Origin of the sequence: Limosilactobacillus difficilis (assembly GCF_947387495.1) — a bacterium.
GTDB classification, from domain to species: domain Bacteria; phylum Bacillota; class Bacilli; order Lactobacillales; family Lactobacillaceae; genus Limosilactobacillus; species Limosilactobacillus difficilis.
In genome coordinates this window covers 1-15,573 of the sequence record NZ_CANDNU010000037.1, presented here as the reverse complement: position 1 = coordinate 15,573, position 15,573 = coordinate 1, and the positions used below count along the sequence as shown (strand labels likewise).

Below are 15,573 nucleotides of genomic sequence, written 5' to 3'. Positions count from 1 at the left end.
ACTTGCCCTAAATGTGGTATCCATCACGATCGGGATATTAATGCGGCAGTTAATATCTTGCATAAAGGACTGAAAGCCATTGGCTAGGGACTAGCCGTGGTAAATAGCGAAGTTCTGTAAGTTAGGTATCAGGAATACCTGTATAATACCCTAAATACTACTTCGTGTTCCCAGAAGCTCGGTCATTCATGGCCGAGTAGTTCACGTCGTCTACAAGGTGGGTATAAACTGGTTACAGAATAATTTGAAGGTGATCAATCATGTCAATTAGTGTTTTTGTTGTTCGTCATGGACAGACAATGTTCAACCTCTACCACCGGATGCAGGGCTGGTCGGACTCGCCGTTGACGGAGTCTGGGATTCAGGATGCCGTTCGTGCCGGCAAGGACTTGGCCCACCAGCACTTTGATTATGTCTTTACTAGTGACCTGCGCCGCGCCGTTGACACGGCAAAGTGGATCATGAAGCAGCACGACCCTGACAATCAGCCCGCCATTACCCAGGATCCGCATTTTCGGGAGGTCAATCTCGGTTTTATGGAGGGAGAACCTGGCGATTCGATGGGCAATTTCTTGAGTGGCAAGTGGCACCACTACCACAGCTGGGCTGAATTCATGGAGGATTATTCGATGGCCCAGGCCCGGGATATCATGCATGAAAAGGATCCATACCATCTGGCGGAGAGCGATGATCAGTTCATCAGCCGGATTAAAAGAGGGATCGAGCGGTTGCGCCAGTTACCAGATGGCAGCAAGGTTTTGCTAGTCGATCACGGTCTGGTGGTCCGGTCGTTGATGGAATTGTACGCGAGCCGGGACGTTTATGATGGGACCGAAGCTCCAAAAAACGCTCACATTTCCTTGATGAAATTGGACGGTGATCAGACAACGGTTGAATACTTCAACCGGGTGAATCTGCCCTAAAAAAGGTGTGACACAAGCCGCCAGCATAAGTTAGACATGCAAAAGGCCTCAAGTATTCGGTGAAATCCGAATATTTGAGGCCTTTTTGTGCTTGCGGGAGTTTTGAAAGCGTGCCGCAACTGACGTTTTATTCGTTCTTTTGAGTCCAACTATTTAATTTTCAACAGGTCTGCCGGGGTCTTGAGGGGGAAATCAGCATCCGCAATCGCCTGCGGATTGACCGACCCGTACATGGCGCCAGCAAATTTAATGCCGGCCGCGTGGGCTGCTTTACCATCGTTGGGCATATCACCAACGTAAATTGTGTTGTCAGCCTGGGCCCCCAGCTGTTTCATGGCTGCCAAGATGGGGTCTGGGAATGGCTTGTGGCGCTTGGTATCCGTAGCGGTAATACGTGCATCCATGTGTTGGTCAAAGCGGAAACGTTCGGCCACGTGAACCCGGTATTCATCACGCACTTTGGAAGTAGCCACTGCCATTTTAATTTCCGGCCGCTTGGCTAGTTCATCGAGGGCGGCATCAACGCCCGGAATCATGTGGACCCGGTCTTCGTGCTGGTAAGCGATCTTCAGATTTTCGGCTAAGGCCGCGTCCAGCTGGTCTTGGGGAATACCACCTTGCAAGAGAGTTTCGGCAGCTGGAATCCCGAACCATTGCCGGGTTTTAGCTGGCTGCTCATCTTTGGGGATGATAATTCCATGATTAGCTAATACTTCAAAGACAGCAGGCATGTACATGTCGATAGTATCCAAGATGGTGCCATCGACATCGAAAATAAAGTTAGTAATTTGCTGACTCACGATACTCGACTCCTCATTTTGGGCTTAATGCCTTTCATTATAGCGAGCTAGTGAGTCAGGACGCAAATAAACTTCAATTAGTCGTTGAAGTTGCCATTTTCGACATCGCGAATGAAGTCAGCTAAGTGCTTGTAGTAAACCTCGGGGTTGTCCATCATGTGGTGGTGACCAGCATATGGCGTCGTAACCAGCCGAGCGTGCGGGATCTTTTCCTGCATGATCTTAGCTGTTGAGAGCGGCATCGATTCGTGTTCACCAAAGGTCAGCAGGGTTGGAACCTTGATCTTGTGTAACTGGTCGCGGAAGTGCCAGTCGGCGAGCTTGCCAGTCACAACGAATTCGTTGTCGCCTTGGAAGGCGTTGTAGATCACGGGGTTCATGAAGGACTTGAGGTGACGGAGTTTGGCTGGCTGTGCCCGGTCGATGTAGCCAGTATTGAGGATGTTGACGCAACGTTGGTAACGCTCGTTGTCATAGTTGTTGTCGCGTTCACATTGCTTCATGTATTCAACGTCTTCCTTTGGCAGAACCGTTTCCCGGATATGGTTGATGCTGTCCACGTATTCGTCAATTTCGTCAACCATTGATGAGTCGATAGCACCCTTCAGGTGTTGACCATACTTAACGGCGTACATTTGAACCAGCAGACCACCCCAGCTTTGGCCGATCAAGTAGAAGTGGTCGATGCCGAGCTTTTGCCGTACTTCTTCGACTTCATTGAGGTAGTAGTCGTAGGTCAGGACTTCCTTGCGGACTTTTGGATCAGAGAAATCCGGGGTGTCTGAATAAAGGGACCCCAGTTGGTCGTACATGTGGACCTGAACGTTGAGACCTTCTTTTTTCAGCCAGTCTGCGGTGTCTTCCCAGTATTCGTGAGTGGCACCCGGACCACCATGGAGGCACAGCAGGTGAATATCGCCTTCACCCTGGGTGTTAGTCCAGAGATGGTAGCCATTGTGCAGTGTGATAATTGTAGTTCCTTGTTTCATTGAATCCCACTCCATTCATTAAAGATTACGCTTTCATTGTACCGTTTCGCCTATAATAAAGCAATTACTCTATTAATTAATTTAAGTTAATATTAGTTTAATCCGAGCTTAATAGTTGTCGGAATAATGAGTGAACTATTACCAAGATCTAACTTGTAATTGATATTTTCATTTCCCCGGAGGGTCATTCCAAAATCGGTGGAGAAGATGACCAGCATCAGCGAGTGCCCCTTCGTGAGATGGTGAAAGATTGGCTGTAAGGGCAGGTTAATATCGACCATTTGCCCGTCCGCCAGCTGCGAAGCCACGCCGGCCCCGTGGCGGTTTTGCAGGTTGATGTGCCCGTAGGAAATCACCTTATAAGGAGTCGCGTGCTTTTGAAGGGCAAACTCGCGCAGATTGTCATACTTCCACTGGTAACCGAGGGGCAGACCATTCTGGCTGATCAGCTGGGGACTGGTGGTGAGCCGACGAGCGTCACCGTAATCGAGGAGCTGGGCACTGACCATTCCGTAGTCTTTGGAAGAAGCAACATGTAGTTTGACCATCGGCGTCCCCCGCAGCAGGCAGTCCTGGTCGACGCTTGGTCCGAGAAGATGGACGCTAAAGTCGTTGTCGCTGCTGACCAAGGCCCGCTGCCACTGGTCCACGTGGGCACACCACTGCCGGAAACGTTCTGGACTCTGCTGATCCTTAAAGGAAACGGTATGGTCCGGGACTGCGTCGGTTGGCACCATCGAATGTTGGTCGAAGTAATACTGGAGCCTGGTTCCTCGTGACCAATTTTGGTGAGCAAGCCAGGTTTCTGGTTTGACATTGTCTTGGACGAGCACGCGGGGCAGGACGTGATCAGCATGGTTGTGCTGGCCCCACAATTTCTCGCCGAGCCAGAGGTTGACCATTTCGCTGAAGTCGAGGGAACGAAAGGCGTTGATATAGATGTGCTGCCCCTGATGGAGAATCAGATGAGTGGCTACCGGAAGCCCTTGCAGGGCGTCATAGAGGCGTTTGACGTGGACGGGTTTGACGTTCCAATCGTTGAGGCCGTGAACCATCAAGACGTCACACTTGATGTGTTCAAAGTTGATCCGATAATTGCGGGCGGCCCAGAAACGGTTATAGGAGCCGCTTTGCCGGTCTTCCGCAGTCTGCATGGCCTTGAGGTAGCGCTGGTTCAGCTTCTCAATCCGACGATAATCAGCAGCCCGCTTGGTGCGGCTAAAGCATTCGGCGGCTAGCACGTCGGCGTCTTCACCCTGGAAGCCGCCAGGGGCTATCACCAGGCCGTTTTCCCGGTAATAGTCGTACCAGCTGGAAATGGCGGCTTCGCTGATGATTGCCTTGAGTCCTTCGACCCCGGTCGTAGCAACGGCGGTGGCCATTGTACCGAGGTAAGAGCGACCGGTCATCGCGACGTTGCCATTACACCACCAGGCTTTGATTTGAATGCCGCTGGTCCGGTCGGTGAAGGCTTTGCGGTCGCCGTGCAGCCATTCAACAACGGCTTTCATGGCGTTGACTTGGTTGTAGTCGCCGCAGGTCTGCAAACCGTCAGAATCACGGGTGCCGATCCCGGCAGAATAGACGATGGCGTAGCCGCGCACGGCCAGGTAGGAGTTGAGGGTGTAGCCCGGCAGCTCGGTAAAGGTCTCGGTGGCTTGACGTGCTTCTCCGTTCACGTCTTGGTATTGCTGAGGAGCGGGCGTCATCATTTCTTCGGCCGATTGTGCTTTACCGGGGGCCTTGTGGCTAAGTTTTTGGTTGACGTCGTGGGTAGCGATGTCGCCCCAGCGATCATTTGTGCCCTCATTGTAAGGGCTAGCGGTAAAGGCGGCCGGGACCTTCAGACCGTCATTGGTGTCGACGGGGCGGACGATTTCGGCTTTGATGAGGTCGGTTCGGCCGTCAAAGTCGGTGTCTTGGTCGGTTTCGATGTAAACCACTTCACGGATCAATTGATGAGGATCAAAGCAGGCGACTGACTTGCCATTAAACCAGAGCGGTTTTTGACTGGCTGGCAATTGATAAGTCCAGGCAAAGAGGCCCTGGCTGGTAAGGTAGTCGAGAAACGATTGGCCGTTTTTATTGCGGCTGACGAGTAGGAGATACCAGGCGTCGAGGACGTCCCGGCTCGTCCACTGGTCGTAGAAATGGTGGGGCAGGTTGATTTGCTTGACGGCCGCCAGGGGATCAGTTGGATCAAAATCTAAACCACCCTCGAATTGCAGCAATTGCAAGGCAACTAGGTAAAAGACCTCGTTGGACAGTTGCTGGTGCTGACTGAACCAGTCCTCCAGGGAGAGATCGGGAGTTGCCAGCAGATCGTAGAACCACTGGTGGATGGCACTCGGCTGCTGGCTAGCGGGATGCACCCGGCTTAAAAGTTTGCGCCAGAGGACGACAGGTTCCAGGTCGAGCTCGCCTGTTTCCAAAAGATGCAGCCGGGTGAGTTCTTTTTCTTCTTGTTCAAAGCTGGTTTTGATGATACTAAATTGATTAATTTTCATGGCAAGGCCTCCTGAAAATCAGTTTGAATGGCAACTTATCATCATAGTACACGAATTTTGGTGCGGCCGAAAGTTTCACCAATGATTGATGCTTTCAGAGCGCTTCCAAAGAGCGTATAATCAACTTGCTTAACGAAAAAAAGGGGTGGAAGGCATGGCGCATCCGTTAATCGAATTCCGTCACATCAAGAAAGCATATGGCGATAACGTGGTCTTAAAGGACATTAATTTTCAACTCGAATCCGGGAAATTTTATACCCTTCTCGGGCCTTCGGGTTCGGGGAAAACGACCATTTTACGTATTATTGCGGGGTTTAATGAGGCCACGAGTGGGGACGTTATCTTCGATGGTCAGCGAATTAACGACGTTCCTGCTAATCGGCGCCAGGTCAACACCGTTTTTCAGGACTACGCATTATTTCCCCACCTTAACGTCTTTGAAAACGTCGCTTTTGGTTTGCGACTCAAGAAGGTAGGAACCCAAGAAATTAACGAACGGGTCGAACGGGCGCTTCGCTTGGTACACCTCCAGGGCTACCAAGAACGGGAGATCACGGAAATGTCTGGGGGACAGCAACAGCGAGTTGCCATCGCCCGGGCAATCGTTAACCGGCCCAAGGTGCTGATGCTGGACGAAGCCTTGTCAGCTCTGGATTATAAGCTACGCAAGGAAATGCAGACGGAGTTGCGGGCTTTGCAGCGGCGGCTGGGGATCACATTCATCTTTGTGACCCACGACCAGAGTGAGGCTCTCGCCATGAGCGACCAGATCTTCGTTATCAATGACGGTCTGATCCAACAGAGTGGAAGCCCTGTTGATATTTATGATGAGCCACTGAACCACTTTGTGGCGGACTTCATCGGTGAAAGCAACATCGTGCCGGCTATCATGAAGCGTGACTACCTCGTCAACATCGGGGGCCTTGATTTCGAATGTGTTGATGCAGGGATGCGTCCTAATGAAAAAGTGGAAGTGGTGTTGCGGCCCGAAGACTTGGACATCACCAGTCCAGAAAAGGGTAAGCTGCTGGTAACTGTCGATACCCAACTCTTCCGGGGGGTTGACTACCAGATTACGGCTCATGACGCAGACCGGCACGAGTGGAAGATCAATTCGATTCACAAGACGACGGTTGGTTCGCAGGTCGGCTTGAGTTTTGATCCGGAGGACATTCACGTTATGCGGCTGCACGAGAGCGAGCAGGATTTCGATAACCGCCTGGAAAGTTACGAGGATGAAAAATGATGAAAAAACAGCAAGCATTTTTCTTTGTTCCTTATTTACTGTGGATCGTTCTCTTCGTAATCGCTCCGTTGGTTTTGATCATTTACCAGTCATTTCAGAATCTCAGCGGCCATTTCACTTGGGCCAACTATGCCAGCTATCTGGGTTCGGCTACCTATCTCAAGATGACGGCCGAGTCAGTGTGGTGTGCGCTGGTGATCACGGTGGTGACACTGGTAATCAGCTACCCGACGGCTGTGGTCTTGAACCGGCTGCCAAACAAGCAGTTTTGGTTGCTGCTGGTGATTTTGCCGACCTGGATTAACCTACTGTTGAAGACTTACGCCTTCATCGGTCTCTTTGCCCACAATGGCTCGGTTAACCACTTTTTGGAATTTCTCGGCTTGGGCGCGCACCAGCTTCTCTTTACGGATACCAGCTTTATCATCGTGGCTTCCTACATCGAACTGCCTTTCATGGTATTGCCAATCTTTAACTCCCTGGCTTCCCTGCCCAGCTCGCTGATCAATGCGGCTGCCGACCTGGGCGCCAGTCGTTGGCAGACTTTTACTCGCGTCATCTGGCCCTTGTCACTGTCAGGTGTCAAAGCCGGCATTCAGGCTGTCTTTATCCCGTCGTTGTCGCTCTTTATGATTACCCGCTTGATTGCCGGTAACCGGGTGATTACGCTGGGGACGGCGATTGAAGAACACTTTTTGACGACCCAGAATTGGGGGATGGGTTCGACGATCGGGGTTATCTTGATTCTGGCCATGTTCATCGTCATGGGGCTGACCGGTGAAAAGAAAAAACAACAGGGAGGTCGGCACTAATGAAAAAGCAGCATACGGGCTGGCTGGGTAAAGTTTATCTGGCCTTAGTTTTAGTGATTCTTTATCTGCCGATTTTCTACCTGGTCTACTATTCATTCAGTTCAGGAAAAACGATGGAGAAGTTCGGCCATTTTTCGCTTGTCCATTACCGGGTACTGGCGACCGATACGCGGATGATTCAAATCGTGATCAACACGGCCATTATCGCGCTCTTGTCGTCACTGATTGCCACCGTTATCGGGACGCTGGGCGCATTGGTGATTAAACGTGTGCGGTTCCGTCAGCAGCGGCAAGTACTGCTATCTCTGAATAATGTCTTGATGGTTTCGCCAGACGTGTTGATTGGGGCAAGTTTTCTGATTTTCTTCACGGTGATTGGGTTGCGCCTCGGCTTTGTTTCAGTTTTACTGAGCCACATTGCCTTTTCGATCCCGATCGTCGTCCTGATGGTCCTACCAAAGTTGAATGAGATGTCGCCGACCCTGGCAGACGCGGCAGCTGACCTCGGAGCGACACCGTGGCAAAGTCTGAGCCGGGTTACCCTGCCAGCGATGACACCGGGCATTTTGGTCGGCTATTTCATGGCCTTCACCTATTCGCTGGATGATTTTGCAGTGACCTTCTTCGTGACCGGCAACGGTTTTACGACCCTGTCGGTGGAAATCTACTCCCGGGCTAGACAAGGAATTAATCTGGAGATCAATGCCTTGTCGACGGTGGTTTTCTTGCTGAGTTTAGCGCTAGTGGCAGGTTATTACTTCTTAAGCAGCCGTGCCGGCCGGCGTAACCGGGTGATGACGGTTAAAGAAGGTGATGTTCAATGAAACGCTTGATGTCGGCAATGATTGCCATCCTGCTGATTTGTCTGGTTTTGGCAGGGATCAACTGGCAGCTTGATCGCAGCAGTCGAGCAAGTCAGGACAACACCTTGACGATTTACAACTGGGGCGACTATATCGACCCGGCCCTTATCAAAAAATTTGAAAAACAGACGGGAATCCACGTCGACTACCAGACTTTTGACAGCAACGAAGCGATGCTGACTAAGCTGCGCCAGGGCGGGACTAACTATGATGTCGTCGTCCCGAGTGAATACACGGTTTCCCGTCTGAAGCGAGAGCACTTACTGGCCCCACTGGACCACGCCAAATTGCCGAATCTGCAGTACGTTTCGGCTGGCCTGCTGGATCAGTCTTTTGACCGCCACAATCGCTATTCGGTGCCTTATTTTTGGGGGACGCTGGGAATCGTTTATAACGATCGCCTGATCGCTCGCCATCAGGTTCAACATTGGCGGCAACTTTGGAACCCACGACTACGCAAACAGCTGCTGTTGATTGACAGTGCGCGGGATGTCTTTGCGATGGCCCTGATTATCGACCACCACTCGGTCAACACGACCAACCCCGTCTACCTGCACCAGGCCGCGCACCGCTTGCACAAACTCGCTCCCAACGTGAAGGCAGTGGTGGCGGACGAAATGAAGATGTACATGGAGGATGGCGAAGCCGCGGCTGGGGTAACTTATTCCGGGGAAGCTCGCGAAATGATGGATAACGATCCGCATTTGCACTACTTGGTCCCGAGTGAAGGCAGCAACATCTGGTTTGACAATCTGGTGATTCCCCGCCGAGCGCAACACAAGGCGGAAGCCTACCGTTTTATCAATTTTATGCTGGAACCGCACAACGCCGCTCAAAACGCCAGATATATTGGTTATGCGACGCCGGAGCCAACCGCAAAAAAGTATTTGCCAAAGTCGGTTACTAATAACAAGGCTTTCTATCCGTCAGCCAAGGTGATGAAACGGTTGCATGTCTATTCTGATTTGCCATTGAAAGACGTCGGTACCTATAATGACCTCTTCCTCGAATTTAAGATGCTGACCCGTTAGTAAAATAGAAAATCCCGCAGTCTTGGTACTGCGGGATTTTCTTATAGGTAAGCCTGGCAAAAGTAGATAGCTGCCTGGGTGAGGGCTAGACAGGCGATGATGATTCGAACGATCCGGGCGGGAATGTAGCGAACGATGACGGGGCCGAGGTAGCCGCCAATAAACATTCCAATCGCCATCGGGATGGCAAAATGCCAGGAGATGTGCGAATTGAAGATATAAATGATTAAGGCTGTCAGGTTGGCTAGCCCGCAGATCGTGTTTTTGACGGCGTTGACGACGAGAAAGTTTCCTCCATCAAATAGGTGAGCAGGACGAGGACGACGATCCCGGCGGCCGCCCCGAAATAACCCGCGTACATGCCAACCAGGGTTAATAAGATGAGGTAGATAAGCCGTTGCCAGAAGGGACGGTGCAGTTGGGGTTGGGGCTGATGGTGGCCGGAAATGATGATCATGATACCGGCCAACAGAATGAAGAAGGGGACCACCCTTTCAAAAGTTTTCCCGGGAAATACGAGCAACAACCAGCAGCCGATTGCCGAACCAGCCACGGTACAGATGGCATAACGCCCGACGTCGTGCCAGTGGCCGTGCAGTTCACGCCGAGAAGCGAAGACAGCCCCGATACTGTTCCAAATCAAGGCGGCGTCGTTGGTGACGTTGGCGTAGACTGGCGGAATCCCGATGCTGAGTAGTAGTGGATAGGAAACCAGCGAAGCAAAGGAAGCGGCCGAGGAAAGGATCCCCGCCAACACGCCGCCAGCTAAGAGGTAAATTAGGAGAATAAGATGGTGCACGATATAACCCCCAAAGATTGTATGTATTTGTTATCACCCCTTTATGGCCTGGCTGTCAACGCCTTTTAACGAAAAAAGCCCGCCACAGAATGAGCGAGCCTTAAAGGTTAGCGATCAGTGTTAATTTTGCTGTGGCGGTAGCCGTAGCTAAAGTAGAGAATCAGCCCGATAGCAAACCAAATACCGGCACCGATGTAGGTCTCCTTCGACAGCATGCAGATCATGGCCAGACAAGCCAAGCCGGAAATGATCGGCAGGACGGGGTACAGGGGTACTTTGAAGCCACCCCGGTTGCCGATGTCGTGCCGCCGCCGCAGTGGAATGATACCGAATGATACGAAGGTAAACGCCAGCAGCGTTCCGATGTTAACCAAGCTGGTTAGCTGATCCAGGGAAACCAGACCGCCCATCAGGGCAATGATAATCCCGACAGTCCAAACGGCAACTTGTGGTGTCCCGTTCTTGTCCAACCGGCTCAAGAATGACGGCAACAGACCGTCACGGCCGATTGAGTAAACCAGGCGGGAACTCGAGTAAGTCATCGTGATCATCATGGTGAACATTCCGACCAGAGCCCCGATGGAAATCAAGCCGGCCATCCAGTCCTGGTGAACGACCTGCAGGGCGAAGGCAACCGGATTAGCGACATCCAACTTGGTGTAGTGAACCATGCCGGTGAGGACGATCGAGACACACATGTAGAGGATAGTGGCGATAATCAGGGTGCCGATGATTCCCAGCGGCATGTTCTTCTTTGGGTCCTTCACTTCAGCGGCAGAACTGGAAACGGCGTCAAAACCGAGGTAGGCAAAGAAGACGGTGGTGGCGCCACGGAAAACACCGCTCATGTGGTAAGGAAGGAACGGGTGGTAGTTCGCTTTGCGGATGAAGAAGACTCCGGCAACGAGGAAGAGAACAATGATGACGATTTTGATGATCACCGCGACATCGTTGATCCGGGCCGATGTCTGCATCCCGTGGGAAAGCATGGCCGTCACCAGCAGAACGATGATTACGGCTACGATGTTGATGTAGACGCCGTGGGATGGATTGAATGAGCCTGATAAGGCCTTCGGGATTTTGAGCCCGAAATCAGCGAGCAGTGACTGGAAATAAGCGGCCCAGCCGGTTGAAACCGAAGCAACGGCCAGCATGTATTCCAAAATTAAGGCCCAGCCGAGGATCCAACCAAAAATTTCACCGAACACAACGTTTCCGTATGAGTAAGCACTGCCGGCAACCGGCAAAGCGGAGGAGAATTCGGCGTAGCACATGGCGGCAAGGGCACAGACAATTGCTGAGAATAGGAAGGACAAGGTCACACCCGGTCCGGCCGTGTTGGCAGCAACTGTCCCCGGAAGGATAAAGATCCCGGTCCCGATGACGGCCCCGACCCCCATGGCCACCAAGTCAAAAGCGGTCATGGATTTGACAAAATTTTTGTCGGCCCCGAGGTAACGGGAGAGACTTTCCTTGCGCAGTAGATTAAACTTCATCTTTTGGAAGCTCCTTTGGTATAATTACATATAATAATATTGTGCGCTACATTAAAAGTCAATGAGATTTTAGTGAGAGCACGGAGGAGGACAAAAAATGGCAATTGAAGTTACGAGTGGCGCTGTGGTATATCGGTGGGATGAAAATCACCAATTGCAATACTTGTTACTGGAAAGCCAAAACAAGGGCCACTTTTGGGGCTTCCCAAAGGGCCATGTTGAAGCGGGTGAAGACCTCGAGCAGACAGCCCACCGTGAGATTAAGGAAGAAACGAAGCTGGACTTGGCTATCGACACGTCTTTCCACGTTTATACCGAGTATGATCTGCCTAACGGCAACCGGAAGCAGATGACTTTGTACACCGCCGAAGTTCAAGGTGATGATGGGGTCAGTCTCCAAGCAGAGGAGATCCTCAATGCGGGCTGGTTTGACTATGCTGATGCGCGGCAACGCCTGACCTATGACAACCTCAAGGAATTGCTGGATAAGGCCAACGCTCACTTGCTGAAGGCTGCTGGTGACAATGACTAAGCGCGACCAGGTCTTTGTGATTACGGGGGCGGCCGGAACCGGTAAAACAACGGTGGCAAACTACTTGCGTGAGCATTACCACCTACACCGAGTTGTTACTCATACGACGCGGGTGCCCCGCCCGGGTGAACAAGATGGGGTGGACTATTACTTTGAAACTTCTAAGTCGATTCGTCGCCGGAAGCTCTTGGAGATGGTCCAGTACGACCACAACTTGTATGGTTCTTCCTTAGAAGGGCTGCAGGCTGGATGGGAGAAAGGACAGGACGACGTTATCGTACTGGACAGCAAAGGAGCAGCTACTTACCACCGTGAGCTTGGTGCCGCGGCGGTTATTATTTTTTTGAAGGTTAGTCATTTGAAAATGCTGACGACACGAATTAAAATGCGTGGCGACAGGGCAACCGATATCAAAAAGCGTGTTGAGGCGCGGGAAAATCGGCGGGATGCCAAACTACCGTTGTCGATTGCCCCTTTTGCCCACGTTGTGATCAATGATGACTGGCAACTGACACGGCACCGTCTGGACCGTCTGATGAAACGCTACGGTTACTGAACTTATGAATTATTTAAGCATTGCCGGGTCTAAAATGCGTTAAGATTGGGCAATAGTAAAGGAGTGTTTAGCATGGCAATGAAAACACCACCGTTTATCACGCCATTTGCCCTAGTGTCAATTGTTTTAGCACTGGGCGCTACTAACGTGGTGGTTAACAAAACCACTCATACGAACGAAGGAGCCAAAATTTCGACGAGCTCCAGCTATAATTCCCGGAGCTTTAGCAGTAATAATGATAACAGCTCATCGGATGATAGTTCGACTAACAACTCTAAACGGAACAGCGACAGCAATGATGCTGACCAAAATAATGACGACAATGATAACCAAACGGATCAACGTCGTAGTGATGGTAACCAGAAGACGGATACCACGAATAATGGTGGTAATAGTCAGGAAGGAAATACCGGCGGCACTACTAATAACAACAGCAATCAGTCGAACACCGGCACTACTGGTGGTACTACTAGCAACCAGAGTACTGGTGGCACCAGTCAGCAAGGGCAATAAGGAGGTTTAGCGAAATGTTTAGCTTTTTAGACATGGTCAATCACTCTTTGAGCTATTTTAATATCAACACTAAACTTAAAAATCGAGTCTACACGATCATTGCTCTTCTGGGTGATTTTTACCTGATCTACGTTACGACACGTTTATTGATTAACCACGTCTGGTTGCGGGGCCTTTTGTATTGCCTCGCCGTTATCGCCGTTTCGTATTTTGTATACTTGAACGCTATCTACTACTTCCTGGGCTATACGTCTCGATTAGATTTTCTTTCACCGTACCTGGGGAAGATCGTCGGTGTTGAGGCCGAGCCGGATAAGAACCAGCAACGTCGCAACAAGGTCATCAATACGGCTTCGAACGGGATCTACCATAATGAAGAGACGATCCCGGCTGAGATTGCCTGCGACCCACTTGAACAACGCAACCTAAACCATGTGGTCAACGAGCTGTTAGACCAGGGACTTTTAGTTGCTGATTTCAACGGGATGTCTAATGATGACGTGCTCGACCAGTATGCCGAAACGGGGAAGCCCGTTGATGCTTTGAATGCCGGCCAGCAACCACCGTACTTCGAACTGGTTCATGACCGGGGTCGGCGGGCCATGGAGGTCTGCATTGGGGTTAACCAGATGGATCGGCGCGCAGTTGGCCACATCACGAAGGTGGGTCTGACGGACATTCACACCGCCCATGATCTCTACCAGCTTTACCTTGCGAACGTCACAATTACGGGCGGTCCGAATAAAATTCCGGGCCGGCAGGGTTCGACGATTATGATGGATGGGGACTACCATTTGGTAGTGCAAGTTGCCTATCGTCATCGCCGCCGCTAATTAAAAAAGTGCATTAAGCAGCTGATGCCATTTTCGTTAATGGTCGGATCGGCTGCTTTTCTTTGCTATCGTCCTCTAATCGCTACTGACAGCAATTGGTTTAGTTCACTTTTGTGGACATTTTCGCTTTTTTGCCTTGTTTCAAGACTAAGTCGATTTTTATTTTCTTCTTTTTAATTACTACTAAATTTATAATGAACGGGGGAGGTCAATAGGGAGGCGAGGACATGAGGAACAGTCGAACCATTCGGGACTTTGAAGATGCACTTCTGCGATCATTGGAAACGACGTCTTTTCATCACCTAACCGTCGATCAGATTTGCAAAGAGGCAATGCTTCACCGAAGCAGTTTTTATCGTTATTTTCATGACAAGTACCAACTTTTAGAACAGACGATGAATGACTGGATTGGCAAGACTATCCAAAATAGTGATTCATCGCAAGATATTGTTCAATTGTTAATCGAGCAAGTACAGGAAAACCAGAATGTCTTCCGCCATCTGTCAGATGATGACCATCCAGGCTTACAGCTTGAGCTGGTGACGATTTTAAAGGAGATTCTGTTGAAGCGAAGCGCTGACACGGCCAACAAAGAGGACGTGGTATTGCGAATGCTTCACGATAGCGATCACCCGGAGATGTTAGCCTATGTCATCAGTGGCAGCTTGATTGGCGGCCTGTATTGGTGGCGAGCCGAGAATTATAGTGTCTCGACGGCAGACGTCATTAGCTATGCCCGGCAAGTGGTGAGTGGCCTCGAAAAAAGTTTAGAGCATCCGGATGATAATGATGGTGACTAGGCTTAATGCGCTAATTGCCAAAACGGTCCATGATCGTCTCTTAGTTAGAGATGATCGTGGACCATTGTCGTTTAAAGAGATGGTTATTGTGCCGGCCGGACCTTTTTGCAAAAAATTTCTTGAACAATTTTGATTATTGGTATAATAAGAACTAATTGAATCTATGAACCGTAGGGGTCGACTTAACGGAGGGATGTTCAGATGAAAATGAACCGGACGGTGCGTGATTTCCAAAATGCAATGGTTAGCCTTTTAGAAAAAGTGCCGTTTAGTAAAATGACGGTGGATCAAATCTGCAAAGAGGCCCTACTTCATCGCAGCAGTTTTTACCGATATTTCCGGGACAAGTACGATTTGCTTGAACAAACGATGGAAGTGCGGCTGGGACAAATGATCGATGAACAGGGCAGTGAGCAAGCCATTGTCAGCACGCTGATCCATTACGTCAATACCCACAAAGCAATTTTTCATAATTTAGCAGGCAGCAAAAATTACACGGGTTTGCACGGTGAATTCTTACGGATTTTAAGTGATATTTTACTTCGTCGCCGCGACAGTGATTCTCACGACGCTATCATGCAAGCCTTGCGTAATAGTGACCATCCAGAAATGCTTGCTTACCTGATCAGCGGTGGTATCATTGGGTCTTTCTATTGGTGGCGCGAGCACAATTATGATTCCTCAGAAGAGGAAATGATTGATTTCTCCTTGGATTTGATGAAAAATATGGAGATGGTTGAAAAATTCAAGAAAAAGCGTTCGAATAATGATTAAAAAATGAGGTGTACCTCCAGGGTGACGTGTACCCAAAAAGTTGGAAGTTGAATATTCTGGCTTGATAATTGAATAAATATTTTTTCTAGGCAACTAGAC

Annotated in this window: 16 protein-coding genes and 1 pseudogene; 12 read left to right on the top strand and 5 right to left on the bottom strand. The window is 50.3% G+C overall.

The annotated features are described in order from the left end of the window. Both QOR82_RS07100 and QOR82_RS07095 read left to right on the top strand, forming a co-directional pair. The coding region (locus tag QOR82_RS07100; RefSeq protein WP_283584085.1) for a zinc ribbon domain-containing protein at positions 1-87 on the top strand (87 nt) is incomplete at its 5' end. 173 nt (positions 88-260) lie between these two features. Further along, a complete protein-coding gene (locus QOR82_RS07095; RefSeq protein WP_283584082.1) occupies positions 261-923 on the top strand; it encodes a histidine phosphatase family protein in 663 nt (220 codons plus the stop codon). 149 nt (positions 924-1,072) lie between these two features. Here QOR82_RS07095 and QOR82_RS07090 read toward each other — a convergent pair whose 3' ends face one another. The 3 genes from QOR82_RS07090 to QOR82_RS07080 form a co-directional block, all read right to left on the bottom strand. Then, positions 1,073-1,723 (bottom strand): HAD family hydrolase, encoded by a 651-nt coding sequence (locus QOR82_RS07090; RefSeq protein WP_283584081.1) that lies wholly within the window; start codon positions 1,721-1,723, stop codon positions 1,073-1,075. A 77-nt stretch (positions 1,724-1,800) separates the two neighbouring features. Next, entirely contained in the window at positions 1,801-2,712 is a 912-nt protein-coding gene (locus QOR82_RS07085) for a proline-specific peptidase family protein (RefSeq protein WP_283584080.1), read from the bottom strand. A gap of 92 nt (positions 2,713-2,804) precedes the next feature. After that, complete coding sequence (locus tag QOR82_RS07080) at positions 2,805-5,219, bottom strand: Xaa-Pro dipeptidyl-peptidase (protein WP_283584079.1); 2,415 nt, start codon at positions 5,217-5,219, stop codon at positions 2,805-2,807. A gap of 154 nt (positions 5,220-5,373) precedes the next feature. Here QOR82_RS07080 and QOR82_RS07075 point away from each other — a divergent pair, with 154 nt between their 5' ends. From QOR82_RS07075 to QOR82_RS07060, 4 genes are read left to right on the top strand one after another with little or no spacing between them, the layout of a single operon-like run. Continuing rightward, positions 5,374-6,465, top strand: a complete 1,092-nt coding sequence (locus QOR82_RS07075) for an ABC transporter ATP-binding protein (protein WP_283584078.1) — start codon at positions 5,374-5,376, stop codon at positions 6,463-6,465. After that, positions 6,465-7,277, top strand: coding sequence for an ABC transporter permease (locus QOR82_RS07070; protein ID WP_283584084.1), 813 nt, complete (start codon positions 6,465-6,467; stop codon positions 7,275-7,277). Before QOR82_RS07075 ends, QOR82_RS07070 begins: the two co-directional genes overlap by 1 nt. Then, positions 7,277-8,101, top strand: coding sequence for an ABC transporter permease (locus tag QOR82_RS07065; RefSeq protein WP_283584077.1), 825 nt, complete (start codon positions 7,277-7,279; stop codon positions 8,099-8,101). Before QOR82_RS07070 ends, QOR82_RS07065 begins: the two co-directional genes overlap by 1 nt. After that, on the top strand, positions 8,098-9,171 hold the full coding sequence (locus QOR82_RS07060) for an ABC transporter substrate-binding protein (RefSeq protein ID WP_283584076.1): 1,074 nt from the start codon (positions 8,098-8,100) through the stop codon (positions 9,169-9,171). Before QOR82_RS07065 ends, QOR82_RS07060 begins: the two co-directional genes overlap by 4 nt. Positions 9,172-9,212: 41 nt before the next feature. Here QOR82_RS07060 and QOR82_RS07055 read toward each other — a convergent pair. After that, positions 9,213-9,970, bottom strand: a pseudogene (locus QOR82_RS07055) (sulfite exporter TauE/SafE family protein). Positions 9,971-10,077: 107 nt separating this feature from the next. Then, the gene (locus QOR82_RS07050; RefSeq protein ID WP_283584075.1) at positions 10,078-11,466 is read right to left on the bottom strand and encodes an APC family permease; all 1,389 of its coding nucleotides are present in this window, start codon (positions 11,464-11,466) and stop codon (positions 10,078-10,080) included. Between the two features lie 97 nt (positions 11,467-11,563). Between QOR82_RS07050 and QOR82_RS07045 the strand changes: the two genes are divergently transcribed. The 6 genes from QOR82_RS07045 to QOR82_RS07020 all read left to right on the top strand — a co-directional run bounded on the left by QOR82_RS07045 (position 11,564) and on the right by QOR82_RS07020 (position 15,474). Then, positions 11,564-11,998 carry a bis(5'-nucleosyl)-tetraphosphatase gene (locus tag QOR82_RS07045; RefSeq protein ID WP_283584074.1) on the top strand — a complete coding sequence of 145 codons (435 nt, stop codon included), beginning with the start codon at positions 11,564-11,566 and terminating at the stop codon, positions 11,996-11,998. Beyond that, positions 11,991-12,554, top strand: coding sequence for a guanylate kinase (locus QOR82_RS07040; protein WP_283584083.1), 564 nt, complete (start codon positions 11,991-11,993; stop codon positions 12,552-12,554). Before QOR82_RS07045 ends, QOR82_RS07040 begins: the two co-directional genes overlap by 8 nt. A gap of 72 nt (positions 12,555-12,626) precedes the next feature. Next, positions 12,627-13,067, top strand: a complete 441-nt coding sequence (locus QOR82_RS07035) for a hypothetical protein (RefSeq protein WP_283584073.1) — start codon at positions 12,627-12,629, stop codon at positions 13,065-13,067. 14 nt (positions 13,068-13,081) lie between these two features. After that, entirely contained in the window at positions 13,082-13,900 is an 819-nt protein-coding gene (locus QOR82_RS07030) for a DUF6681 family protein (RefSeq protein ID WP_283584072.1), read from the top strand. 227 nt (positions 13,901-14,127) lie between these two features. Beyond that, positions 14,128-14,700 (top strand): TetR/AcrR family transcriptional regulator, encoded by a 573-nt coding sequence (locus QOR82_RS07025; RefSeq protein WP_283584071.1) that lies wholly within the window; start codon positions 14,128-14,130, stop codon positions 14,698-14,700. Between the two features lie 201 nt (positions 14,701-14,901). Next, the gene (locus QOR82_RS07020) at positions 14,902-15,474 is read left to right on the top strand and encodes a TetR/AcrR family transcriptional regulator (protein ID WP_283584070.1); all 573 of its coding nucleotides are present in this window, start codon (positions 14,902-14,904) and stop codon (positions 15,472-15,474) included. Positions 15,475-15,573 lie beyond the last annotated feature (99 nt).